This window comes from Noviherbaspirillum saxi (genome assembly GCF_003591035.1).
Taxonomy (GTDB): Bacteria; Pseudomonadota; Gammaproteobacteria; order Burkholderiales; family Burkholderiaceae_D; genus Noviherbaspirillum; species Noviherbaspirillum saxi.
In genome coordinates this window covers 2,520,398-2,544,726 of sequence record NZ_QYUO01000001.1, presented here as the reverse complement: position 1 = coordinate 2,544,726, position 24,329 = coordinate 2,520,398, and the positions used below count along the sequence as shown (strand labels likewise).

Here is a 24,329-nt window from a genome sequence, read left to right as displayed (position 1 = left end):
CGGAGCAGAGCCTGACATGCAAGAAGCATGGATGACCGTATGGACAACCTTGCAGGCGGAGTTCTCCGATCTGCCGGATCTGGCCGAATTCACTCGCGTATCAGCCCGTCTCATCGTTGCCCTCTCACTCGGCGCCGTTCTCGGCTACGAACGCGAGCAATGGGGAACCGGGGCAGGCTTGCGCACCCATATGCTGGTGGCGTTGGGTGCATCGTTGTTTGTGCTGGTGCCCTTGCAGGCAGGGATGGAAATTTCTGATCTTAGCCGTGTCTTGCAGGGATTGATTTCGGGGATCGGCTTCCTGGGAGCAGGGGCCATCATCAAGCTGTCGCGCGATCGAGAGATACGAGGATTGACGACTGCCGCCAGCGTCTGGGTCACGGCCGCGATTGGTGTGTCGGCCGGCATGGGGCGCGAAGCGACTGCCGTACTGTGCACCTTCCTCGCGTTATGTATTCTGGGTTTGTCGCATCAAAAGAAAACCGCGACCGACAAAGGTTAAACAGCAATGTAACCGAACGCATATCGGCATACGACAGAATTGGCTCCTGAGTTCGCCCTCGACAAGTCACTGGCGGCAAAGATCGGTGTAGGATTTGGTTTGCGCCGGTTTGATGGTCCGTTGGGCAGGACGATGTGCCGTCCCTGGATTGGATGAGCCGGCGCTACTGCGCGTCAGCCATGCCAAGCCGTGGAGGGATGCGAGTGATGCACCGATAGTGCAGACCCGCGATCAACATCAGCCGTGCATGGCGTGGCACCGGACGCATGTATGTCGAATTGAATTGCCAGAACGATGCTTGATGATCTGATCTCTCGTGTTTCCCTCGAAGCCTTTGCAGGCGCCACTGTCTTCGGGCGCGGTGAGGAATATTTCACTGCCGGTGCCGTCGAACGACTTCGCGTCACCGACGGCAAGGTCACCGCCAGCGTTGTAAGCACACAGACCTACCGGGTCGCGTTGTGGGATGACGATAATGATCTTACCTACGATTGCACCTGCCCGCACGCGGCCGACGGCAATTTCTGCAAGCATTGCGTGGCAGTCGGACTGGCGTGGCTGGCCGAACATGCCGGCGAAAGCAAATCCAGTGTGAAATCAGGCAGGAAAAAACGACATGATCCCTGGCATGCCATCCGGCAGTATCTGAGTGCGCAGTCCCCGGATACGTTGATTGAGCTGTTGCTTGATGCGGCCCAGCGGGACGACCGTCTCTACCAGTCGCTTTTGCTCAAGACTGAGCAAACCGGCGGCACGGGCAATGTGGCTGCGGCATTCCGTCGCGCCATCGATGGTGCGACGCACATCCGCGACTTCATCGATTGGCGAGAAGTCGGCACCTTCGCCGGCAATATCGATCAGGTCGCCGATTCGCTGGCGAAACTGCTCAAGCCTGACACTGCCGCCACGCTGGTAGAACTAGCCGAATACGCAATCGAGCGGACCGAGCATGCTATGGAACAGGTCGACGACTCGAACGGGGAGATCGGCGACATCGTCTACCGTCTGGGCGAATTGCACCGCAAGGCTTGCGCGATGGCGCGGCCTGATCCGGCCAAGCTTGCCGAGCGTCTTTTTCGATTCGAAACGACACTTCCATTCGGCCTGTGCAGCTTCGATGCCGTCACTTACCGCGATGCCTTGGGCAAGGAAGGCTTGCGCCGCTATCGGGAACTGGCGCAAGCCGAATGGAGCAAGATCAAGCCACGGGATCGCAAGGACAGCTATGACGCCCATCGCTTCCGCATTACTCGCGTCATGGAGCAATTGGCCGAAGCGAACGGCGACATTGATGAACTGGTTGCGATCAAGTCGCGCGATCTTTCATCCGGTTACCACTATCTCGACATTGCCGAAATCTGGACCAAGGCAAGACAACCCGACAAGGCACTGGAATGGGCAGAACGCGGTCTGAAAGCGTTCCCCGAGCGACCCGACAACAGGTTACGGGACTTTCTGGTCGTCGCCTACCTCAAGCGCAAACGCAATGATGAGGCACTGCAGCTAACCTGGGTCCAGTTTGAGGAACAACAGACTCTCGACCACTACAAGAAATTGCACGATGTCGCCGGCAAGATCGGGGTCTGGCCGGCACACCGCAGCCGTGCACTGGCGTTGGTTGCCGAGGCCATCGCATGCGAGACAAAAGCCACATCCCATAGGAAGCCGACACCCTCAGCGCCAAACTACTCCTTCCGCGTGGAAATTGCGTTGTGGGAAAAGGATCTTGATACTGCCTGGACAGCGGCGAATGAAGGCATTTGCAACCGGAGCCTGCTGATCACGCTGGCCGGAAAGCTCGAATCTTCACATCCTGACAATGCGGTAACTCTTTACCGTCGTGTGGTGGTGCCCATTGTCGAGCAGACCAACAATACTGCATACGAAGAGGCAATCAAACTGATTCGCAAGGTGGGTAGATTGATGAAAATACGGAACCAGTCTCAGCAATTTCGCGACTATGTGGCTGATTTGCGGGAACAGTTCAAGCCAAAGCGGAATTTCATCAAGTTGCTGGATGGGGTGGCTCGTGCGAGTGTTGCGGAGTGATTGCGGATGGTGCGTGATCCGGCCGACGCGATGCTCTGAAATTCGCGCCGTGGCCGGTCGTTCTGCCGTGATAGCCCATGCGGTACAGCGCGAACAAGATGGTATTTTTGCTTATTGGCTTGGTACGAGCCTGTTCGCCCGGAAGACCAGTACGCTTTCGCCGGTAAACGTTTGTAAGTCGTGCAGCATTGCTTCACGCGGAAGCGATCTTCAGCACCTGCGGGCCTCGATTCTGTTCAGCACATCGAGCATTTCCTTAGCGGTGATGTCGGCGATGGGCGCTTTCCGATGCGTGGGGAAACGCGGGATTTCGGATGATATGAGATGTTGTGAGATTTTTCTGTGGTCTCGCCGACAGGAGTTCGGTCCCTGCTTAATAGTACGTAAATCGTTGATTTACAAGGACTTGGTAATCGGGGAAATGGAGGCTGTGTCATATGCTGTGTCACACCTTCAAGTCCCGATTGTACCCGATTAGATAAACCCAGACTTCGCAGCTTGCTTGATGCTCATCCACATACCGTTGATGCGGACCTGATCATCATTCACGGCAAAGCCATTGGCCTCAAGTACAACTCTAGACGGAGTCGTAACATTCAGATGACCATTGATTGCAGGCGCTGGTGGTCGGAAAAGCGTTCCGGTTCCAACTGACCAACGCGCTGGTGTTCGCTGGCCTACATCTTTTGACCCCATGCAAACGCTCTACGCACCCACCCCGTACAGTGTCCCTGGTGTCCAATTTGAAGTGAGTAAGCCTATGGCGAATCTAACCTTCTACTTCTCGAAGCCCAGTGATCTCTTGGAAAAGCTCCGGCGAGACTGCGCACGCCTTTGCAGTGCCGTTTCGGTTAATGATCAAGAGAAAATCGCTGACTGTTTATTTGACTTCGCGAGTACCAGTTACAGCTTAAAGGATTGGATGATTAAGTTCGTAAAAGTGGCCTCCCCCAAGGAGTATGTCGAAAAATACGTCAAGAACAACGCTGCGTTAGACGCTTGCCGGGACATTTGTAATGCAAACAAGCACTATGTGATTACGAATTACACTCCAATTACAGACACGGTCTATGCGTCCACTACTTCAGCCACATCGCTTTCAATTACCGTTCCGGGTTCTGGTGTTCCGTTGGAGCTTGATCCCAATCTGCCGATTCGGATCAAAGTCGTTCTGACTGATGGGACAAGGTATGAGGTATGCGACCTTTGCCAACAGGCGATCGACGCATGGGCCACTTTCATTTCTACCAACAGTGTGCCGTGACCCGGTAGGGCGTATCGCTACCGTAGAACGAATGCCGCAGCAATGGACATCGCTGGCTAGTTACTCCAGCCTCACAGCAACCTTCTCCAGCCATCCTTGCATGGTCTTCAACGTAGGCTCTGGATCCCCATCGCATGCAGCAAGACCCGACGACCGGCAATCTGTTCGCCTTCATCAATCGCCGCGCCACGCAAATCAAGGTGCTGTACTTCGATCGCACCGGCTGGTGCGTATGGGCCAAACGGCTGGAACAGGGGGCTTGCTCGGCGACTGGGATGCGGTGAGCACGCGCGAGATGGACTGGACCGCGCTCAAGCTGCTGCTCGATGGGATCGAGCCCAGGCGTGTGCGCAAGCGCTATACAAGACCTGCATTAAACGCACCGAGCACACAAGACGCGCCTGCAGGTTATTATGCTTTCGACATGCCTTCGCCACCCGCCCATTCGCCCATCGCCGCGACTGACGCGAGCGCGTTGACGCTGCCGCAGTTGGTTGAACTGGTCAGCAAACAAGAGCGCGAAATCGCCAACTTGCGCCGGCAGGTCGCGTGGTTCCAGCGCCAGATTTTTGGCCAGAAGAGCGAGCGCCGTTTGCCGGAGCCGGAAGGCGTACAAGGCACCCTGGGCGAATCGTTCGCAGCTGTGCCCGATACCGCCCCGCCGAACAGCAAGAGCAGGGTCGCGGCCTTTGATCGCGAGAACAAGCCCAGGCGTCCCGCTGACGGCATTGAAGAATCGACGCTGTTCTTCGACGACAAGAAGGTACCGGTCGAAGTCATCGCGGTGCCGAGTACGGAAATGGAAGGCTTGGCGCCTGACGATTATGAGGTCATCGGCGAGAAGGTCAGCCATCGGCTGGCGCAGCGCCCGGGCGGCCACGTGATCCTCATGTACGTGCGGGCGGTGATCAAGCGGCGCGACACATATGGGGCATTGGTGTGGCTTGAAATCTAAGAATGTCGCGGCGGATGGACTTCATTTATAACCCGTATGCGATGCAGGTTGTAGGGTACGCGTCCAAGAACGATATCTCTCCTGGTGACCTGCAAGATTTCTATCAGGACGGGCGTATATCTACGTTGGAAGATCGAACCTAATCAGCAGTCAGCGGCAATCTCATCAGCCAGCTGATGTGACTTGATATCCAATCAAGTGGAACATCCTCGGCCAAAAAGGCGCTACGCGGAAATCAATCTGCACATATAAACAACATCCTTTAGTAAAACACATTCGCTTACATATTGCCTTGCCACCTTCATGCGAAAATAACGATCTCTTACAACGCAATTACTTCTAGTTTTTCCTATGATGGTGACTCTGCAAATCAGTCATGCCTTGCTGAATTGATTGATTACTATCGCCTTCATCCGGCATCACGTTATGTACACATCTAGCAAAACAAGCAATCAACGTTTTTTCAAAATTGTTTCAACGGGCGCTTTATGCGCGTCTCTTCTCGCATGTGGTGGTGGTGGTGGTGGTGGTGGCTCAACGTCCGAGCAGGCAGCCGCGCAGGAGCCCGTCCCAAGTACACCTGTTGCTCCTGCCTTCAAAGGAGAACTAAGTCTAGTAGCAGGAAACATAGGAGGCGCTGGTGAGCTTGATGGGATTGGTACAGATGCTCGATTCAATGGCCCTCGATGGCTCGCGTTTGATGCGAACAGCGTTATCTATGTTGCGGATACCAACAACAATAGTGTCAGGAAAATTGATCCAACTGGGTCGGTGAGCACTCTGGCAAAAGTTGACCGTCCGTTGAGCGTTGCAGTGGACGCATTAGGAAACACCTATGTTGTATCGCAACGTGTACCAGCAAATGCGAATACCTTGTACACCGTCGAAAAGATTAGTTCCGAAGGGTTGGTTACTACGCTCGCTCAGCCATATCTGCAATCTGTTGATCCTTGTCGATCAAATAATTGTAAATTCATGGCTCCATTGCGAGGTATCGCAACAGATACTTCAGGTAATGTTTACTCAACCAGCGCGGGACGAGTCGCAAGAATAGCTCCAGATGGCCATGTATCCACGCTAGCTACACTTTCAAAGTCAGCAAGCAGTATTGCATTAGATAGCAACAATCGCATTTTTGCGCTACTAGAAGGGACTAATGAGATTGTTAGGGTTGATCAAAATGGCAGCGTTACACCCTTAGCAATTCAAATTCCTGGTCAGGAAGTTCATAGCTTCCTTAACTTTGCAATCAATAAAAACGGCGATCTGTATGTCGTTGATAGTCTAGGCAATGACGGTGTACGTCTTCTAAAAGTAGAGCCGTCTGGAGTGACGACGGTCGTCGCATCTACAAAACCTAAGGACGATGCAGGTAATCCTACTGATCTTTCTCGCTTTGTAGGCACATCTATCGCGATAGACAAGAGCGGCAACTATTTCTCGACTAGTGGGAACACCATCCAACGTATGAGTATGTTGGGTGCAGTAAGTACTTTTGCCGGGAAGGAGGGTGTATACGGTTATGCCGACGGGATTGGCCAAAATGTAAAATTCCCCGCTAAGGGTTCCGCTATTGCTAGTGACATGGATGGCAACGCGTATGTGACCGATCCTGAGCAATTCACCGTTCGGAAAATAACTCCTACAGGGAGCGTAAGTACTATCGCTGGAATAGCCGGAGTCCAAGGAACAAATAATGGCTATGGCACCGAGGCCAAATTTTGGTCGCCTAAGGGAATCGCGTCGAATCGGAGTGGTGATGTCTATGTAAGTGACCTTATCTACCAAAATGACGGCAGCACTCCCGCAGTAAATGATGGCAGTAACCTCCCAATCACGACAATCCGCAACATAACCCGTTCAGGCAGTGTAAGTACACTCGTCGACGTGATGGGCATGACTTGGGAGGACTCTACATTTAAAGTTGTGAATCCGACTGTATTTACAACCGACAAAGCGGGCAACCTATATATTGCAGAGGTGGGTTGGCGCAGGATTAAGAAAATTGCTCCTGATGGTACTGTGAGCTCAGCAGGCGGGTTGACGGAGGAGTGGCCTGGTTATGGACGTGGGGTGGTCAGCTATCTACGTGGAATGGCTGCTGATGGTAAAGGGAACGTATTTCTGCTTTTTGAGGGTCACGGACTCTTGTCACATGGAGGATTTACGTCGACGAGAATCGAGAAGGTAACAGCAGGTAATTATGCGACACTTTTTGCCGGACGGGCGACAGTACCTAATGGAACCGCGCTACAGGAAGAGCCTAGCCTTGTTGACGGCAAAGGATCAGACGCAAGGTTTAGTAGTTCAGCAAAAGGAATTACCATTGATGATGTGGGCAACCTGTACGTTGCAGATACCGGCAATCACAGCATCAGAAAGATCACTCCTGACGGTACAGTAAGCACGCTGATTGGTTCTAAGAAAGGTGTTCGGCTTGGAAGTTCTCCAAGTCTGGATAGCCCGACTGGGATCACTTTTGCTGCACCAAATACATTGCTAATTACAACTCCGGGCAGCGTGTTGAAATTCCAGTGATGATTAAGGTCTTGTAAATACCTTGGAAGGATCAACGAGCTGCATTTCTAGTTCGTTGACCTTTCAGCCACGAATTTTGGTCGTTAAACTGCGACACTCAAAAGCCACTTTTGCATCGTTTTCAATGTATGGCCTTGTCCGTAGTTGTCTGCCACATCCCCACTCACATGCCCTTGAATTGCGTCACGAATGTCTTTTGGGCAACCAGCTTCTCTAAGCCTATCCTTCATGGCATGCCTGAATGAGTGGCTGGTAATTCCCCATTTCTTTAGCCGTTTATTTACGGCAGCAGATGCTAAATCGTTCCCCCGTGATTTTGCATACTGATCAAACAATCCTTTTCCCCCATGAGGAAGATTCAAAGCGGTTTTGAGAGCCTCCAAAGCCGAGCATTCGCCTTGCTTATCGCTTCTTTGGAGTCATTGGTCTTCAGTGATTCACGAATGCGATCTCTGCCAAATCGCTCAGCCAGGTCTGTTGGAACGCGCATCACGAACTGATAGACGTTTCCCCGTTTTTCAATGTATCGAGTCTTAATGGACACTGCAGCACTCAACGCAAATAGCATGCTTTCTCTGGTATTTTGTACCACAGAAGAAAGTCTATTTTCATTGTAACTTGTTGATTCAGAAGGGTATTTTGCGGGATTCATGGTCCCGCCGACAGGAATCGAACCTGTATCTAGCGCTTAGGAGGCACTCGTTCTATCCATTGAACTACGGCGAGACGCGCGGGATGTTGACACATTGAACTGCATCAGCCCGAGATTATAGCCGAGACCGGCCATGAAATGACTGTCGGCGACCGGTAGTGGGTACAATGCGTGCTTCTTTTCATTTTGCGGCTGCGTCCTCGCGCACCGCTGCAACCGCATTCCCTCTATGGCAGTCATTTCTCTTTCTAATGCCCAATTGGCATTTGGCCATGTGGCCTTGCTCGACCACGCCGAATTTTCGCTGGAGGCTGGCGAGCGCGTTGGGCTTATCGGGCGCAACGGCACCGGCAAATCCTCTCTCCTGAAAATCATTGCCGGCATTTCCAAGCTTGACGATGGCCTGATCGTCATGCAGCAAAGCATCAAGGTCGCTTATGTCCAGCAGGAGCCGCATTTCGCTGACGACATGTCGGTGTTTGATGCCGTTGCATCCGGACTTGGTGAGCTCCCCGCCATGTTGGAGGAATATAACCAGTTAGCCGGGCGCCTTGGAGGGACCGAAGACGATACCATCATGGAGCGCATGCACGAGCTCCAGGTCAAGCTTGATGCCACCGATTCCTGGAGTATAGGCAATCGGGTGGAAACCATTCTGGGAAAGCTGAACCTGAACAGGGATGCCTTGCTCGGAACCTTATCAGGAGGAACGCAAAAGCGCGTCGCGCTGGCGTGCGCACTTGTCGGTGCGCCCGATGTGTTGCTGCTCGACGAACCGACCAACCATCTGGATTTCACCTCGATCATGTGGCTGGAGGGTTTGCTGCGCGATTACAAGGGAAGCATCCTGTTTATCACCCACGATCGCTCCTTCCTCGACAATGTCGCAACCCGCATCATCGAATTGGATCGTGGGCGGCTGCTTTCCTTTCCGGGCAACTTCAGTGCCTACCAGACCCGCAAGGCCGAGCAGCTGGAAATCGAAGCAATCGAAAACGCCAAGTTCGACAAATTCCTTGCTCAGGAAGAAGTCTGGATACGCAAAGGCGTCGAAGCCCGGCGCACGCGCAACGAGGGGCGGGTCAAGCGTCTGGAAGAGTTGCGCCGCACGCGCAACGCCCGGCGCGATCAGCAGGGACAGGTCAGGCTCGATGTGTCGGCGGGCGAACGGTCCGGCAAGATCGTTGCGGAACTGGTCGACATCGGCAAGCGTTACGGCGACAAGATCATCGTGAGCGATTTCAACGCGATCATCATGCGCGGCGACAAGGTGGGCTTGATTGGGCCGAACGGTGCGGGCAAAACCACTCTGCTCAAGCTGATCCTGGGCGAAGAACAGCCGGATTCGGGCGCGGTCAAGCAAGGAGCACGGCTGCAGGTCGCTTATTTCGACCAGATGCGCGCTCAACTCAATGAAGAAGCGAGTCTTGTCGATACCATTTCGCCGGGCAGCGACTGGGTGGAAATCAATGGACAGCGCAAGCATGTCATGACTTACCTGGGAGACTTTCTCTTTGCTCCCGAGCGCGCGCGTTCGCCGGTGAAATCCCTGTCCGGAGGCGAGCGCAACCGTTTGTTGCTGGCCCGCCTGTTCGCCAAGCCGGCCAACGTGCTGGTACTGGACGAACCGACCAATGATCTCGACATCGATACGTTGGAACTGCTTGAAGAGCTGCTGGAAGATTACAGCGGCACGGTCTTTCTCGTCAGTCACGACCGCACTTTCCTCGATAACGTTGTCACGCAAGTGATTGTTGCGGAAGGCGAGGGACGCTGGCGCGAATATGTCGGCGGCTATACCGATTGGGAAAGGGTACGGGCAACGCCTGCAGTGCCGGTGAAAGGGCAGCAGAAAAGCGATCCCAAACCTGCTGCGAAAGAGGCACCGTCCGTGAGCGCTGGCAAGACTAAAAAACTCAGCTACAAGGAGCAGCGCGAGTTGGAGACGCTGCCCGCGCTTATCGCAACGCTTGAAGCTGAACAAAAAGCGATCTCCGAAAAGCTTGCCGATCCGGAACTGTATCGCCAGCAGCCTGACGAGGTGCAAAGACTCAACCAGCGCTTTGCTGAAATTGATGAAGAATTACTTGAGAGCCTTGAAAAGTGGGAGGCAATCGAAGCCAAGGCTCAAAGCTGAGGTGCGTATGCGACTACGTATATACGTCAGTTAAGGCGCTTGCTCGCCTGTCTCAGTTCGGGCAGCTTCTCGCGCAACATGTCCGCATCCGGCGCATGCGGACGTTCGGCGAGGTAAGCTTCGAAATCCTCCAGCGCGGCTTGCGGACACTCCAGGTTGGCATAAGCAAGCCCGCGGTCGCGGCGCTCGGCGATTTCATCGGGTAACAGGATCAACAGACGCTGCTGTACGCCCAGCAGGCGCTGCCACCGCATGTGTTCCAGGAACAGCGATTTCAGGTTACGCAACATGCGCACCAGGATTTCGCGTGGATGCGCGGCATGAAGATAGTAGGAAAGCGGAATTGCGCCGGGATAACTTTGCTGCTCGAAATACGGTTCCAGCCTTTCTTCCAGTTCTTCGCGCGACAGGCTGGCGCCATTGAACGGGTCGAGCACGATGTCGCCGGACTGCACGGAAAGCTTCATGAGAAAGTGGCCGGGAAAAGAAATCCCTTTGACGTTCAAGCCAATCTGCTGCGCCAATTCCATATAGAGCACCGCGAGTGAAATCGGAATGCCGCGGCGCGTTCTGATGACCCGATGAAGATAGCTGTTGTCAGGATCGTAATAATCGTTGACGTTGCCGGCAAACCCCAGCTCGCGATAGAAGAAATGGTTCAGCAATCGAAGCTTCTGCACGCTCGACGCATCCGCTGCCAATCGCCGCTGCAGTCTGGCGGCGAGTATATCGACTTCCGCTTGCGTCGCGGACAGATCCAGTTGCGGCTCGACGTCCTGGGCAATAGCCAGCGCCGCTTCAAACAGCGGAATGGAGTCGTCCTGTTGGACCAGCGATGTGAAATATTCGAGGGATTGGATCACCATACAAGGACTATCATAAACCATGATGCCGGCAATAAAAGGACAGGATGGAAACGCCCTGTATGCCGGACATTCATGACGATATGCGTTTGAAGTCCCGGAAGCGGAAGCCCATGGCAATGAGTGCGCCAAAATAGGTGACGCCACAGGCACCCATTACGGCAGTCAGTGCTGCCACGCGCAGCAGTGGGCGGGATTGCAGGCCCACCCAGTCAAAATGCCCGGCGGTCCACAATGCCACGCCGGCAAGCAAGAACAGGGCGCCGCACAAGCGCAGCAGGAACAACAGCCAGCCGCTGTGCGCCACGTAAATGCCGCGTCGCTTGAGGCCGATATACAGGAAGACAGCATTCAGGCATGCGCCGACGCCGACTGACAGGGCGAGCCCGGCATGTGCAAATCTTGGTACAAAGATCAAATTCATGATTTGCGTAGCGATCAGTACGCCTATGGCGATTTTGACCGGGGTGCGTATGTCCTGCTTCGCATAGAAGCCAGGCGCCAGGATCTTTACCAGGATCAGGCCTATCAGTCCAACGCCGTAAGCAATAAGCGCCTGTCCTGTCATCCTCACGGATTCGGCATCAAATTTTCCATAGTGGAACAGGGTGGAGGTCAGCGGTTCCGACAAGGTGATCAGTCCGACCGCCGAGGGCAGGGCGAGCAGGAAAGTCAGGCGCAAACCCCAGTCCAGCAATGCGGAGTATTCGGTTGGATTGCCTTCTGCATGCGCCTTGGCGAGACTGGGCAGCAATACGGTGCCGAGCGCGACGCCAAGCAGTGCGGTCGGAAATTCCATCAGGCGATCAGCATAAGTTAGCCAGGAGACGCTGCCGCTGACTTGCCGCGATGCGATATTCGTGTTGATGATGATACTGATTTGCGCAACTGACACGGCAACCGTTGCGGGCACCATTTGGCGCAGTACGCGGCGCACCCCGGGGTCTTTCCATGCCAGCTTCAGATTAATGCCGATACGCGGCAGCATTCCGATCTTGCGCAATGCCGGCAGCTGGACAGCGACCTGCAAGATCCCGCCAAGCACCACTGCGAATGCCAAAGCATAAACAGGTTGCTCCATATACGGAGCGGCGAACAAGGAAGCGGCAATAAAAGACAGGTTCAGCAAGACCGGCGTCACTGCGGGAACGCGGAACTGCCGCCATGTATTCAATATTCCTCCGGACAAGGCGACGAACGCCATGAACCCAATGTACGGAAACATGATGCGCGTCATCAGCACCGATGCGTCAAACGCCGGCTTGTCAGCCTTCAGGCCGGTCGCGATGAGGTACACAACGACAGGCGCACCTACGATGCCGATCAGGCAAGTCAACAACAGCGCCCACATCAATATGGTGGCAACATGGTCAACCAATTCCTTTGTCGCTTCTTCCCCTTTCTGATTTTTATACTCGGCAAGAATCGGCACGAAGGCCTGGGAGAAAGCGCCTTCCGCAAATAGGCGGCGAAGCAGATTAGGGATGCGGAATGCAACATTGAATGCATCGGTGTACGCAGATGCGCCGAATGCGCGCGCGAACAAAAGTTCGCGAACCAGTCCCGTGACACGCGACAGCATGGTCATGCCAGACACAGTGGCAAGCGTTTTATGCAGATTCATGGGGCGCAATTATAGCCGCTCGCTCCTTGCCGGCAGCGGCACTCGCTTATTGTTGGAAACTATTGGTCGTGCCATGAGATCATGGTGAAGCACGGCGAAGCACCGACCGCGACAAGCGTCCTGATTGCCGCAAGAGGATTGATCAATCCCTAAAAGTTACGTTATAATCCGCAGCTTTACAGAATTCTGTCTCGCATCCGCGAACGCAGTCCGATTTCGAATTAGGAAATATTCATGGCAAATACCGCACAAGCGCGCAAACGTGCTCGTCAAGCAGTCAAGCAAAACGCTCACAACTCCAGCCAGCGCTCGACCCTGCGTACCGCAATCAAGGCCGTCCGTAAGGCGATTGAAGCAGGCGACAAAGCTGCCGCGTCGCAAGTGTTCCAGGCTTCCGTTTCGATTATTGATCGTATTGCTGACAAGAAGATCGTTCACAAGAACAAAGCTTCTCGTCACAAGAGCCGCCTCGCAGCTGCGCTGAAGGCACTGGCCTAAAGCAGTTGGCTCGCCAACCTCAGCGGTTGGCCCGGTAAGATATGATGAACCCGCCATCCCGCAAGGGGGCGCGGGTTTTTGTTCTTGTCCTAAACGGACATTTGAGAATGTAGTGAGGCAATTTCCTTGCGATATGCTCAACGCGACAAGAGGCGTCACGGGTCGCGAAGCAAACCGGTGAGTCGCATTGGTAAAATGCATCGGCTTGCTGTGCTAGGGATTCTGCTCCGTCTCTAAAAGAGCTATGGCTTTGGTAATCCGCCAATGACCATTCCTGGCTTGATATTTTTTTGCTTGAACCAACCCTGGTTCATTTCCAGCGCATAGCGAATAGGCTTCTTTGCGCAATGCGATTCGGTCGTTTGCGGCTGCATGTCCTCGATATTGATGATCTTTCCATCGTCATCGATAAACGCAACCGATAACGGGATGTAGGTATTTTTCATCCACATGCAAACCCCTGCTGGCGCTTCAAACAGGAAAACCATTCCCTCATTGACACCCATCTTTTCACGGTACATCAGACCTTGCTGACGTTCCGCATCTTTCGCAGCCACCTCGGCCTTGATTACATGAATACCGGCAGTAAGTGAAATTGTTGGGAAGCGGGCTGTTTGCTGAGCGGCGGTTGCAACTGACAGCATGCAAAACAGCAAGCCTGTGGCAGCCTTGACGAGGATCCTGGGTCTCATGGAGATGTATCGCATTATTGGAACCGAAAGCTTAGCCGATAATAACGAAAAAGGCAGGACAAGCCTGCCTTTCAAGAAAACTTGGTGCCGATTACTTTGCTGCTGTTGGCGCTGCTGCGTCTTTCTTCGTTGCTTTTTTCGCTTTTTTTGCTTTCTTTTTGACAGGCTTGGCGGGAGCATCCGCGGCCGCGGCTGGTGCGGCAGCAGGAGCAGGTGCGGCGGATGCCGGTGCGGCTGCGTGGCTGGCGGCGAAGGAGGATGCAGCAAACAGACCAGCGACGAGAGCAGCGATCAAGTTTTTCATTTTATAGCCCTTCAAATTGTCATGTTAATAACTCGACGACTCGAGATAGTGCGTTCGAATCAATGAGATTAACGATAGTCAATATTAACCGTTGACACGTGAATTCGGCGACCACAGAAATTTTCTTAAATAAATAACGAAATGCCTTTTCGGCAGCATCCGCCGATTTGTTACCAAACCCTGCGTAACTGATATTCAACCGTGTCTGTCTTGTTGTTGCTATGATCCCAATCTTTCGTGCCTGAGTTAATCGGCCTCTGCCTTCTGAGCCTGTCGAAACACATTTGCTTTGGCACACTCTCGTGGATCTATTGATGCGTATACGTTCGATTGCCATTCTGGCACTATCAGTTATCTGCCTGGCTAACGTTATTGCCGCACCATATGTGCCAGAGTCGGACGGTAAGGTGCTTGAGCGGTTGCCATTCAAACCCAATGATCCCATTGCGCGCGAACTCGCCGACCTGCGCGCGGCGTTGAAACGTAATCCGCAAGATCCGGCCGTCGCGGTCAAGCTTGCAAGCCGCTACTATGAAATGGTGTCGCAAGAAGGCGATCCACGCTATTTGGGGTATGCACAGGCAGCGCTTGGTCCATGGTGGGACATGGCGGCACCGCCAACTGAAGTGCAGGTCCTACGGGCAAGCCTGCGCCAATTTCTCCATGACTTTGCGGGTGCGGTGAATGACCTCGATGCTGTGCTGCAACGGGAGCCTCAACATTCTCAGGCACGCGTGCTGCGCGCCATTATTCATATTGTTCAGGCACGTTATCCGTTGGGAATGGTGGATTGCAAAGCCTTGCGTCAAAGCGCCGACCCGTTGATCGCACAGGGCTGCGAAGCCATGGTTGACGGTTTGACCGGGAAAGCGGCCGATGCCTATGCCGCGCTAGCCGCCGCCATCACGAAGGCGCCTTCCATCGATCCGGAAAAACGGCTCTGGCTGGAGCTTCGTCTGGCCGAGCTTGCCGAACGACAGGGGCGGGGAGACGTCGCCGAAACGCATTTCAAACGCGCGCTCGCGCTCGGTATTCCGGATACCTTTCTGCTCGCCGCATATGCAGATCTGCTTCTGGAACAGAATCGTCCTGTCGAAGTCCTCGGTTTGTTAAAGAATAGCTCGCGTTCCGACGTGCTTCTGCTTCGTCTCGTCTTTGCAGAGCGCATGCTGCAGCGTCCAACAGCAAACGAACTAACGTCCGCACTTGCCGCACGCTATGCGGCTGCGCAAATGCGCGGCGAAACCGTACATCAGCAGGAAGAAGCACGCTTCGCCTTGAGGGTGGAAAACAATCCGAAGAAAGCCTTGGCACTGGCAACCGAAAACTGGAAAGTGCAGCGCGAGCCCCGTGATGCGGAAATCTTTTTACAATCTGCACTGGCTTTGAAAGACGCCGCGGCTGCAAAACCTGTTCTGAATTGGCTGGAAGAAAGCGGTATCGAAGACCAGAGGCTCATCAAACTCGGGCAGCAACTGCGAGGAGTTCGCCCATGATGCAGCGCCTGCTGTTGTTATGTATTGGCCTTCTTATCAATTCCGGCGCACACGCCCATAAACCCAGCGATAGTTATCTCGGCTTCAAGGTGGCGGGGACGGTCGTCAATGGCCAGTGGGACATTGCTTTGCGCGATCTTGATTTCGCGATAGGTCTGGATGCCGATGGCGATGCAAACATTACCTGGGGTGAAGTACGTGCAAAGCATAATGACATAAGCGCCTACGCCTTTTCACGACTCGCGCTGTCGATCGCCGGGCAATCGTGCCCGTTGCAGGCAACCGAGCATTTGATCGATGATCATACCGACGGTGCATATGCCGTGCTGCGATTTCGCGCCGAATGCGCGCAAACCATCGACACGCTAAGCGTCCGATATGCCTTGCTGTTTGACGTTGATCCGCAGCACAAGGGATTGTTGCGACTCGACTACGAAGGAACAACTCGCTCGGGTGTTTTTACGCCAGCCACGTCGGCCCAGGAGTTCACGATGGGATCGGTGAGCAGGTTCGGGCAATTCGTTGATTATTTCCGCGAGGGCGTCTGGCATATCTGGATCGGTTTCGATCACATCCTTTTCCTGCTGGCGCTATTGCTGCCGGCCGTGGTGTTCCGATGGCAGAAGGCGTGGCATGGGGTTGACGGACTGAAACCTGCTTTTTATAACGTACTCAAGATCGTCACGGCATTTACGGTCGCGCATTCGATTACCTTGTCGCTGGCTACGCTGGAGGTGATTACGCTGCCGTCGCGCTGGGTGGAATCCGTGATCGCCGCATCGGTCGTCCTTGCCGCGCTGAATAACATAGTCCCGATATTCCGTGAACGCCGTTGGGCGATGGCGTTTGCATTCGGCCTGGTCCATGGATTCGGCTTTGCCAGCGTGCTGTCCGATCTGGGTTTGCCAAATGATGCGCTGGTATTGGCATTGATCGGGTTTAACATTGGCGTCGAGGCTGGGCAACTGGTCATCGTCGCCGGATTCCTGCCATTGGCGTATTTGTTGCGCAAGACGAATTTCTATCGAGGGATGATATTGAGCGGCGGTTCCATCGTCATTGCGGCGCTTGCCGCCGTCTGGCTGATGGAACGCGTGTTTGACATGAAATTGCTGCCATTCTAGAGACGGCGTTCAGCACAGCTGTTGTGTCGGCGGGACGTTATCAGGCAAGTTCCGACGTCGATACCTCGCGCCATTCGCCAGGCCAGAGCGGATGGCTGCTCAACGCAAACGGACCGATGGCAATTCGGATCAGCCTCAGCGTAGGCAAACCTACCGCAGCAGTCATGCGCCGGACCTGCCGGTTTTTCCCTTCCGCAATCGTCAAGGCCAGCCAACTGGTCGGCAAGCTCGCACGCTGCCGGATCGGCGGATCGCGTTCCCATAGCCAGGCGGGCGCTTCGATATGCCTGACTTCGCATGGCTGTGTCACGAAATCGCCAAGATCAAGCGGACCCTTCAACCGCGCAATCGCATGATCGTCGGGAATCCCATCGACCTGAACAATGTAGGTCTTCGGTTGTTTGCTGAGCGGATGACTGATTCGATGCTGCAATTTCCCATCGTCGGTAAGAAGCAGAAGGCCCTCGCTGTCCGCATCAAGACGACCGGCCGGATAAATGCCGGGAATATCAAGGTAATCGGCAAGTGTCTTCCTGCTCTCGTGGGGTGAGAACTGGCACATGACCTGGAACGGCTTGTTAAACAGGATAAGCGGCATGCAGTCTGAAATCCGGGGGATAAAAGAGAAAGAGAGAGGCCGTATTTTACGCTTTGAATGTCGCGCTTTTTAGCACTAATCTGGTAAGCGCAATGTCACTGCCTGTTGGAACTCGCCACGTGCGGAGCGGGCCATGGATGGTCAAAATGGCAAGCCGATCGCCTTTGGCAAAGCTTCGCGGGAGCGAAAATAATGGCATCCAGTAAAATAGTAGTGCATAATACGAAACGTGGTCTTATGTCTTATATAAGACAGAACCTGTGCTTTAAAACAAAAATTTAAAGTAAGAGACGGTCTCTTTCTTTCCTCCTAACCCCCGGAGCCTACGATGTATCAACATATCAAAGTGCCTGCCGACGGCAAAAAAATCACCGTCAATGCCGACTTTTCCTTGAATGTGCCTGACAATCCGATCATCCCGTATCTTGAGGGCGACGGTACCGGAGTGGATATCAGCCCGGTCATGATCAAGGTGGTTGATGCAGCCGTTGCCAAGGCATACGGCGGCAAGCGCAAGATCAGCTGGATGGAAATCTACGCCGGTGAAAAATCCACCAAGGTATACGGTCCGGATGTCTGGTTGCCGGAAGAATCGCTGCAGGTGCTCAAGGATTACGTCGTTTCGATCAAGGGCCCTCTGACGACACCGGTCGGCGGCGGCATCCGTTCGCTCAACGTTGCACTGCGCCAGGAACTCGACCTGTATGTCTGCCTGCGTCCGGTACGCTACTTCAAGGGCGTTCCTTCCCCGGTACGCGAGCCTGAGAAGACCGACATGGTGATCTTCCGCGAAAACTCGGAAGACATCTATGCAGGCATTGAATGGGCAGAAGGTTCTGACGGCGCCAAGAAGCTGATCGACTTCCTGATCAAGGAAATGGGCGTTAAGAAGATCCGTTTCCCGAATACATCCGGCATCGGCGTCAAGCCGGTATCGCGCGAAGGCACCGAGCGCCTGGTACGCAAGGCAATTCAGTACGCAATCGACAACGACAAGCCATCCGTGACGCTGGTTCACAAAGGCAACATCATGAAGTACACCGAAGGTGGCTTCCGTGACTGGGGCTATGCGCTGGCACAAAAAGAGTTCGGCGCCGAGCTGATCGACGGCGGCCCATGGTGCAAATTCAAGAATCCGAAGACCGGGAAGGAAATCACGGTCAAGGATTCGATCGCCGACGCATTCCTGCAGCAGATCCTGTTGCGCCCGAACGAATACAGCGTAATTGCTACACTGAACCTGAACGGCGACTACATTTCCGACGCACTGGCAGCACAGGTCGGCGGTATCGGTATCGCTCCGGGCGCCAACATGTCGGATTCGGTTGCAATGTTCGAAGCGACCCACGGCACTGCACCGAAGTATGCCGGCAAGGATTACGTCAATCCTGGTTCGCTGATTCTGTCGGCAGAAATGATGCTGCGCCACATGGGCTGGACCGAAGCGGCCGACCTGATCATCACTTCGATGGAAAAGTCGATCACGTCGAAGAAAGTGACATACGACTTCGCACGTTTGATGGAAGGCGCGACTCAGGTTTCGTGCTCCGGCTTTGGCGAAGTAATGATCACCAACATGTAAGTTCGCAGGTAACGCTTGCATATAAAAAAGGCCGGATTCAATCCGGCCTTTTTCTATTTCAGGGTCCTTGTGTCGTCGGCCACTCGCAAAAGCTTCTTACTTGATCTGAGTCTGTTCCAGTGCAAAACGGATCAAGTCGGCTTGGCCTTCGATGCCGAGTTTGCGTTTTATGTTGAGCCGATGTGTCTCGACGGTACGCACGCTGAGGTTCATATCGCGCGCGATATGCTTGTTCGACTTTCCGGTGGCAATGCACTGCAATACTTCACGTTCACGCGCAGTCAGCAGCAAGGCCGGCGGCATGGGACGCGATAACTGCTTTGCCAAGCCGGCACTGTAGTAGATACCTCCGGACATCACAGTATCGATGGCGGTAATGATGTCCATCGCAGGGGCATCCTTGAGGACGTAGCCACGCGCGCCGGCCTGTACGGCCTGCATCACATACTCGGCTTTATCGTGCATGCTCAGCATCAGGACCGCGATTTCCGGGTAAAGAGTGTTGAAGCGGCCAGTCAACTCGATGCCATTCATTCCGGACAAATTGATGTCCATCAGCACAAGGTCGATGGCTTCGCGTGCGGCAATTTCCAGCGCTTCTTCCGCATTGCCCGCTTCGGCAACCACGCTGAAATGAGGAATCGTCTCGAGCCGCGCGCGCAGTCCGTCACGTACAAGCGGGTGGTCATCCACCAGAAGGATATGCACAAAAGGTAAGGTCAGCATAAAAATTTAAACTCGCGGTAATACTGCAACAACCTGGGTTCCCTCGCTGGAGGATGTCAGTTCAAGCTTGCCGCCCACGGCACTTACGCGCTCATGCATGTTGCGCAAGCCAATGCCGCGCTTCGGATGCTGTGAAATCCCGGCCACATCGAATCCTATGCCATTGTCGGCAATGACAAGCTTGACGTCGGATTTCGATCCCAGCAACTGCACCTGGACGGATGTGGCATCGGCATGGCGCTTGATGTTGGTAAGCGTTTCCTGGGCAATCCGGAACATGACGGTATTGCTCACATCCGGCAAGCCGTCCGTCGTGCCGTCGCAATGAAAACCGGTCGCAATCGATGTATGTTCATTGAACTCGCGGGTCAGATGGTCAAGCGCCGCGGCAAGTCCCAAGTCGTCGAGAAGGGCTGGCCGCAGGTCATGGGAAATGCGTCGGACTTCACCCAATACATCATTGAGCTGTCCGGCAGCTCGGTCGAACGACACTTTTGCGATTTCCGGCCGCGTTGCATTGGCGGCAAGCTTCGCAATACCTGATTCGACCTGCAGCTTGATCGATACGAGCCACTGACTGATGCCGTCATGCAGGTCTCGTGATAAGCGGGCGCGCTCTTCTTCCTGTGAACGAACCACCCGTTGCGCCAGAACGCGCAGCTTGGCATCCGCCACCCGGTATTCACTGATATTCAATGCGAGTCCGCACAGTGCGACGATCAACGCGCTGGCAATGGCGATTCCCGCAATCCACATCATGGTGCTTCGAATATTTCCCAGGATCTGAGTGTCTATCTTTGCCAAGGCATTGTCGACATCGTCCAGATAAATGCCGGTGCCCAGCATCCAGCCCCATCGCGGGAGCATGACTACATAACCCAGTTTGGGTGCGACCTTGCGGCTCGACGGTTTTTCCCATAAGTAGCGTACCAGTCCGCCTCCATCCTTGGCTTTTGCGATGAGCCGCTGAATCGTCGGATTACCGCCAGCATCACGCAGCTCCCAGAGGTTTTTGCCAACTAAATCAGGCTGGCGCGGATGCATCAGGCTTTTTCCGCTCAATTCGTAGAGGAAAAAATATCCATCGTCGCCATAGTCCAGCTTTGCCAGGATGCGAATGGCTTCATTGCGCGTCGCTTCGTCGTCTCGTCCAGAATCGTATAGATGGGCAATGGAGCGCGAAGCAAGCGCGACATAGTGGCTAAGTTCCGCCTCCTTGCTGGCGAGATAAGCCGACTCGACAGATGTCCGTTGTTGTTGAGCGAGCAAGGTGGCCTGATGACGTACGGCGACAGCTATAGCGAGCAAGGCGACGATCAGCGGGGCGATCGCGAGCAATAAGATTTTCTGACGAAGCTTCATGGCACATTACTTTACAGCTATTTCGGTTCTAGCCGGCTACGAGGAATTACCGACAGGGGAGTGAGGGGAATGTTTATGTGTTTCTTTGACAAAAAGGCAATGCTGGTGGTAATGACCGCCTCCACCTTGTTGACACATGCCCTACCAAGCGCAGGCAAAAAAAAACCCCGCTTGGCGGGGCTTTCTGTGGTCTTGCTAATCGACGTGATTAGGGGGCCTGGATATTAGAAGCTTGCTTGCCTTTCGGGCCTTGCGTCACTTCGAACGAAACCTTTTGACCTTCTTTGAGAGTCTTGAAGCCGTTCATCTGAATTGCGGAAAAGTGGGCGAACAAATCTTCACCGCCGTCATCCGGAGTGATGAATCCGAAGCCTTTGGAATCGTTGAACCACTTGACGGTACCTGTTGCCATAAAAGCGTCTTTCAAATAATAACTAATCACACGAGCCGTAAAAGCAAGAAGCCTCGCGACACGCTGCCCCCTCTTATAACCTGCTCACTTCTATTGACAATACCATAATGCTCTCTTTGTCAATAAATACCATTGTTCCTGCAAAAAATATAAAAGTCAAGGCAGTTGCACAAGCGATTTTGACTTTTTGCAAGCATGATGCAGTATAGAATTCTTGAAATTGCGTGATCGGGCATCATCTGCGAATTACGCAGAAAGGGCGTAAGATCAAGATGAAAAATGAATTCCCTTACTTGTGCGCTATGCGCCAGGTCAAACGTTTTAGAATAAACGCATGGCAACTCAGCATGACAACGGTACAGTACTTGCTAGGCAAGAGCAGAAGCTTAAGCCTCCACCGATGTATCAAGTCCTCCTATTGAACGATGACTATACGCCGATGGAATTTGTGGTTGCGATTATTCAGGAGTACTTTAACAAGGACCGTGAAACCGCAACGCAGATCATGCTCAAGGTTCATCGTGACGGAAAAGGTATGTGTGGCGTCTATCCAAAAGACATAGCGTCCACTAAAGTAGAATTAGTTTTAACCCACGCCCGAAAAGCAGGACATCCCCTGCAATGCGTGATGGAGGAAGCATGATTGCGCAGGAACTTGAAGTAAGTTTGCATATGGCTTTTGTCGAGGCGCGCCAGGCTCGTCACGAGTTTATTACGGTAGAGCACTTGCTGCTCGCGCTGCTCGACAATCCGTCGGCGGCGGAAGTACTGCGCGCTTGCGCAGTCAATATAGAGGATCTGCGCAAGACGCTGACGAATTTCATCAGCGACAACACGCCGACCGTTCCCGGGGCCAGCGAGGTTGATACTCAGCCTACACTCGGTTTCCAGCGCGTGATCCAGCGCGCGATCATGCATGTCCAGTCGGCTTCCAACGGCAAGAAGGAAGTGACCGGCGCCAATGTGCTGGTCGCCATCTTCGGCGAAAAAGATTCCCACGCTGTGTACTATCTGCACCAGCAGGGCGTCACCCGCCTCGACGTCGTGAACTTCATCTCGCACGGTGTCCGTAAGGACCAGCAGGCGGAGTCGCAAAAGGCGCCCGAGGGAACCGAGGATGCTCAAGCCGAAGGTCAGCAGAAGGAAAGCCCGCTTGATCAGTTCACCCAGAACTTGAACAAGTTGGCTGCCGAAGGCAAGATCGATCCGCTGATCGGGCGCGAATCCGAAGTCGAGCGCGTGATCCAGACCCTGTGCCGCCGCCGCAAGAATAACCCGCTGCTGGTGGGCGAAGCTGGCGTGGGCAAGACGGCCATCGCCGAAGGCCTGGCATGGCGCGTGACGCAGGGTGACGTGCCGGAAGTGCTGCAAAGCGCAGTCGTCTATTCGCTCGACATGGGCGCGCTGCTTGCCGGTACCAAGTATCGGGGCGACTTTGAGCAGCGTCTCAAGGCCGTGCTGAAGCAGCTGCGCGAGAATCCGAACGGGATCCTGTTTATCGACGAGATCCACACGATCATCGGCGCGGGCTCTGCTTCAGGCGGTACACTCGACGCATCGAACCTGCTCAAGCCTGCGCTCTCGAGCGGTCAGCTCAAATGCATAGGCGCAACCACCTACACCGAGTTCCGCGGCGTTTTCGAGAAGGATCACGCCTTGTCGAGGCGTTTCCAGAAAATCGATGTCAACGAGCCGACCGTCGAGCAGACAGTACAGATTCTGCGTGGCCTCAAGTCGCGATTTGAGGAGCATCATGGCGTCAAGTATTCGGCGTCCGCGCTGACGTCGGCAGCAGAACTGGCTGCGCGTTTCATCAATGACCGTCACCTGCCTGACAAGGCGATCGACGTGATCGATGAAGCCGGTGCGGCACAGCGCATCCTGCCAAAGTCGAAGCAAAAGAAAACCATCGGCAAGCCTGAAATCGAAGACATCATCTCGAAGATTGCCCGCATTCCACCGCAGTCCGTCAACCAGGATGACCGCACCAAGCTGCAGACTATCGACCGCGACCTGAGGAATGTGGTGTTTGGCCAGGATCCGGCGATCGAAGCTCTCGGATCGGCGATCAAGATGGCACGCGCAGGTCTTGGCAAGACCGACAAGCCTATCGGCGCCTTCCTGTTCTCGGGACCGACTGGCGTCGGCAAGACCGAAGTGGCAAAGCAACTCGCCTTTATCATGGGTATCGAACTGATCCGCTTCGACATGTCCGAGTACATGGAACGCCATGCCGTCAGTCGTCTGATCGGCGCGCCTCCAGGCTATGTCGGTTTCGACCAGGGCGGTCTGCTGACCGAGGCAATCACGAAGAAGCCGCATGCCGTACTTCTGCTTGACGAGATTGAAAAGGCGCATCCGGATATCTTCAATATCCTGCTGCAGGTGATGGACCATGGCACGCTGACCGACAATAACGGACGCAAGGCAGACTTCCGGAACGTGATCATCATCATGACCACGAACGCCGGTGCCGAAAGCCTGCAGAAGCGCTCGATCGGCTTTACCGACAAGAAAGAAGCCGGCGATGAAATGGCGGATATCAAGCGTATGTTCACGCCGGAATTCCGCAATCGCCTGGATGCCATCATCAGCTTCAAGGCGCTGGACGAAGAAATCATCCTGCGCGTGGTCGACAAGTTCCTGATGCAACTGGAAGAGCAGTTGCACGAGAAAAAGGTGGAAGCTGTCTTTACCGAGAGCTTGCGCAAATTCCTCGCAAAGAAAGGTTTCGATCCACTCATGGGTGCGCGCCCGATGTCGCGCCTGATTCAGGACATGATCCGCAAGGCGTTGGCAGACGAACTGTTGTTCGGCAAGCTGGTGACTGGTGGGCGTGTCACGGTCGATATGGATGAAAACGACCAGATCAAGCTTGATTTCACCGAAGGTGATGCATCGCCGCCGCCCGCTCCGGAAGAAACGCTGGAAGTCGAATAAGCACCTTGCAA

General features: G+C 54.2%; 22 protein-coding genes, 1 tRNA gene and 1 pseudogene. 13 read left to right on the top strand and 11 right to left on the bottom strand.

Annotated features, from left to right (window positions below):
• Positions 1 to 16 precede the first annotated feature (16 nt).
• The 6 genes and pseudogenes from D3871_RS11985 (at position 17) to D3871_RS29805 (ending at position 7,308) form a co-directional block, all read left to right on the top strand.
• Positions 17 to 502 carry an MgtC/SapB family protein gene (locus D3871_RS11985; RefSeq protein ID WP_119769095.1) on the top strand — a complete coding sequence of 162 codons (486 nt, stop codon included), beginning with the start codon at positions 17 to 19 and terminating at the stop codon, positions 500 to 502.
• Positions 503 to 796: 294 nt separating this feature from the next.
• A complete protein-coding gene (locus D3871_RS11980; protein WP_119769094.1) occupies positions 797 to 2,551 on the top strand; it encodes an SWIM zinc finger family protein in 1,755 nt (584 codons plus the stop codon).
• 760 nt (positions 2,552 to 3,311) lie between these two features.
• Positions 3,312 to 3,815, top strand: a complete 504-nt coding sequence (locus D3871_RS11975) for a hypothetical protein (RefSeq protein ID WP_119769093.1) — start codon at positions 3,312 to 3,314, stop codon at positions 3,813 to 3,815.
• A 134-nt stretch (positions 3,816 to 3,949) separates the two neighbouring features.
• Entirely contained in the window at positions 3,950 to 4,099 is a 150-nt protein-coding gene (gene tnpB, locus D3871_RS11970) for an IS66 family insertion sequence element accessory protein TnpB (protein WP_119769092.1), read from the top strand.
• A 458-nt stretch (positions 4,100 to 4,557) separates the two neighbouring features.
• A pseudogene (locus D3871_RS31670) lies at positions 4,558 to 4,740 on the top strand (IS66 family transposase); the annotation flags it as partial.
• A 423-nt stretch (positions 4,741 to 5,163) separates the two neighbouring features.
• On the top strand, positions 5,164 to 7,308 hold the full coding sequence (locus D3871_RS29805; protein WP_147376801.1) for an NHL repeat-containing protein: 2,145 nt from the start codon (positions 5,164 to 5,166) through the stop codon (positions 7,306 to 7,308).
• A gap of 83 nt (positions 7,309 to 7,391) precedes the next feature.
• Here D3871_RS29805 and D3871_RS29800 read toward each other — a convergent pair whose 3' ends face one another.
• From D3871_RS29800 to D3871_RS11955, 3 genes are all read right to left on the bottom strand, one after another.
• Entirely contained in the window at positions 7,392 to 7,691 is a 300-nt protein-coding gene (locus D3871_RS29800) for a site-specific integrase (RefSeq protein ID WP_147376800.1), read from the bottom strand.
• On the bottom strand, positions 7,667 to 7,960 hold the full coding sequence (locus D3871_RS29795; RefSeq protein WP_147376799.1) for a DUF6538 domain-containing protein: 294 nt from the start codon (positions 7,958 to 7,960) through the stop codon (positions 7,667 to 7,669). Before D3871_RS29795 ends, D3871_RS29800 begins: the two co-directional genes overlap by 25 nt.
• Positions 7,960 to 8,034: transfer RNA gene (locus tag D3871_RS11955), tRNA-Arg, on the bottom strand. The genes D3871_RS29795 and D3871_RS11955 overlap by 1 nt, the downstream gene beginning before the upstream one ends.
• 155 nt (positions 8,035 to 8,189) lie before the next feature.
• Here D3871_RS11955 and D3871_RS11950 point away from each other — a divergent pair.
• Positions 8,190 to 10,097, top strand: a complete 1,908-nt coding sequence (locus tag D3871_RS11950) for an ATP-binding cassette domain-containing protein (protein WP_119769089.1) — start codon at positions 8,190 to 8,192, stop codon at positions 10,095 to 10,097.
• A gap of 26 nt (positions 10,098 to 10,123) precedes the next feature.
• On the opposite strand, the gene D3871_RS11945 is transcribed toward D3871_RS11950, so the two are convergent.
• The gene (locus D3871_RS11945; RefSeq protein ID WP_119769088.1) at positions 10,124 to 10,963 is read right to left on the bottom strand and encodes a SirB1 family protein; all 840 of its coding nucleotides are present in this window, start codon (positions 10,961 to 10,963) and stop codon (positions 10,124 to 10,126) included.
• A gap of 70 nt (positions 10,964 to 11,033) precedes the next feature.
• Positions 11,034 to 12,584 (bottom strand): murein biosynthesis integral membrane protein MurJ, encoded by a 1,551-nt coding sequence (gene murJ / locus D3871_RS11940; RefSeq protein WP_119769087.1) that lies wholly within the window; start codon positions 12,582 to 12,584, stop codon positions 11,034 to 11,036.
• 234 nt (positions 12,585 to 12,818) lie between these two features.
• On the opposite strand from murJ, the gene rpsT reads away from it, so the two are divergent.
• Positions 12,819 to 13,082, top strand: a complete 264-nt coding sequence (rpsT, locus tag D3871_RS11935; RefSeq protein WP_119769086.1) for a 30S ribosomal protein S20 — start codon at positions 12,819 to 12,821, stop codon at positions 13,080 to 13,082.
• Between the two features lie 242 nt (positions 13,083 to 13,324).
• On the opposite strand, the gene D3871_RS11930 is transcribed toward rpsT, so the two are convergent.
• Positions 13,325 to 13,789 (bottom strand): DUF192 domain-containing protein, encoded by a 465-nt coding sequence (locus D3871_RS11930; protein WP_119769085.1) that lies wholly within the window; start codon positions 13,787 to 13,789, stop codon positions 13,325 to 13,327.
• A 76-nt stretch (positions 13,790 to 13,865) separates the two neighbouring features.
• The gene (locus D3871_RS11925) at positions 13,866 to 14,093 is read right to left on the bottom strand and encodes a hypothetical protein (RefSeq protein WP_199724759.1); all 228 of its coding nucleotides are present in this window, start codon (positions 14,091 to 14,093) and stop codon (positions 13,866 to 13,868) included.
• Positions 14,094 to 14,392: 299 nt separating this feature from the next.
• On the opposite strand from D3871_RS11925, the gene D3871_RS11920 reads away from it, so the two are divergent.
• Together D3871_RS11920 and D3871_RS11915 are read left to right on the top strand one after the other, a co-directional pair.
• On the top strand, positions 14,393 to 15,574 hold the full coding sequence (locus D3871_RS11920) for a tetratricopeptide repeat protein (protein WP_147376798.1): 1,182 nt from the start codon (positions 14,393 to 14,395) through the stop codon (positions 15,572 to 15,574).
• On the top strand, positions 15,571 to 16,698 hold the full coding sequence (locus D3871_RS11915; RefSeq protein ID WP_119769082.1) for a HupE/UreJ family protein: 1,128 nt from the start codon (positions 15,571 to 15,573) through the stop codon (positions 16,696 to 16,698). Before D3871_RS11920 ends, D3871_RS11915 begins: the two co-directional genes overlap by 4 nt.
• A 40-nt stretch (positions 16,699 to 16,738) precedes the next feature.
• On the opposite strand, the gene D3871_RS11910 is transcribed toward D3871_RS11915, so the two are convergent.
• The gene (locus D3871_RS11910) at positions 16,739 to 17,296 is read right to left on the bottom strand and encodes a pseudouridine synthase (RefSeq protein ID WP_119769081.1); all 558 of its coding nucleotides are present in this window, start codon (positions 17,294 to 17,296) and stop codon (positions 16,739 to 16,741) included.
• Positions 17,297 to 17,624: 328 nt separating this feature from the next.
• On the opposite strand from D3871_RS11910, the gene icd reads away from it, so the two are divergent.
• On the top strand, positions 17,625 to 18,878 hold the full coding sequence (gene icd / locus D3871_RS11905) for an NADP-dependent isocitrate dehydrogenase (RefSeq protein ID WP_119769080.1): 1,254 nt from the start codon (positions 17,625 to 17,627) through the stop codon (positions 18,876 to 18,878).
• Positions 18,879 to 18,974: 96 nt separating this feature from the next.
• Here the strand turns inward: icd and D3871_RS11900 are convergent, their stop codons facing one another.
• From D3871_RS11900 to cspE, 3 genes are all read right to left on the bottom strand, one after another.
• Positions 18,975 to 19,604: a response regulator transcription factor gene (locus D3871_RS11900; protein ID WP_119769079.1), complete on the bottom strand. Its 630-nt coding sequence runs from the start codon at positions 19,602 to 19,604 to the stop codon at positions 18,975 to 18,977.
• A 6-nt stretch (positions 19,605 to 19,610) separates the two neighbouring features.
• Positions 19,611 to 20,966, bottom strand: coding sequence for a cache domain-containing protein (locus D3871_RS11895; protein WP_119769078.1), 1,356 nt, complete (start codon positions 20,964 to 20,966; stop codon positions 19,611 to 19,613).
• 208 nt (positions 20,967 to 21,174) lie between these two features.
• Positions 21,175 to 21,378: a transcription antiterminator/RNA stability regulator CspE gene (gene cspE, locus D3871_RS11890; RefSeq protein WP_057292838.1), complete on the bottom strand. Its 204-nt coding sequence runs from the start codon at positions 21,376 to 21,378 to the stop codon at positions 21,175 to 21,177.
• Between the two features lie 334 nt (positions 21,379 to 21,712).
• On the opposite strand from cspE, the gene clpS reads away from it, so the two are divergent.
• Together clpS and clpA are read left to right on the top strand one after the other, a co-directional pair.
• Positions 21,713 to 22,021 carry an ATP-dependent Clp protease adapter ClpS gene (gene clpS, locus D3871_RS11885; protein ID WP_088710310.1) on the top strand — a complete coding sequence of 103 codons (309 nt, stop codon included), beginning with the start codon at positions 21,713 to 21,715 and terminating at the stop codon, positions 22,019 to 22,021.
• Positions 22,018 to 24,318 carry an ATP-dependent Clp protease ATP-binding subunit ClpA gene (gene clpA / locus D3871_RS11880; protein WP_119769077.1) on the top strand — a complete coding sequence of 767 codons (2,301 nt, stop codon included), beginning with the start codon at positions 22,018 to 22,020 and terminating at the stop codon, positions 24,316 to 24,318. Before clpS ends, clpA begins: the two co-directional genes overlap by 4 nt.
• Positions 24,319 to 24,329 lie beyond the last annotated feature (11 nt).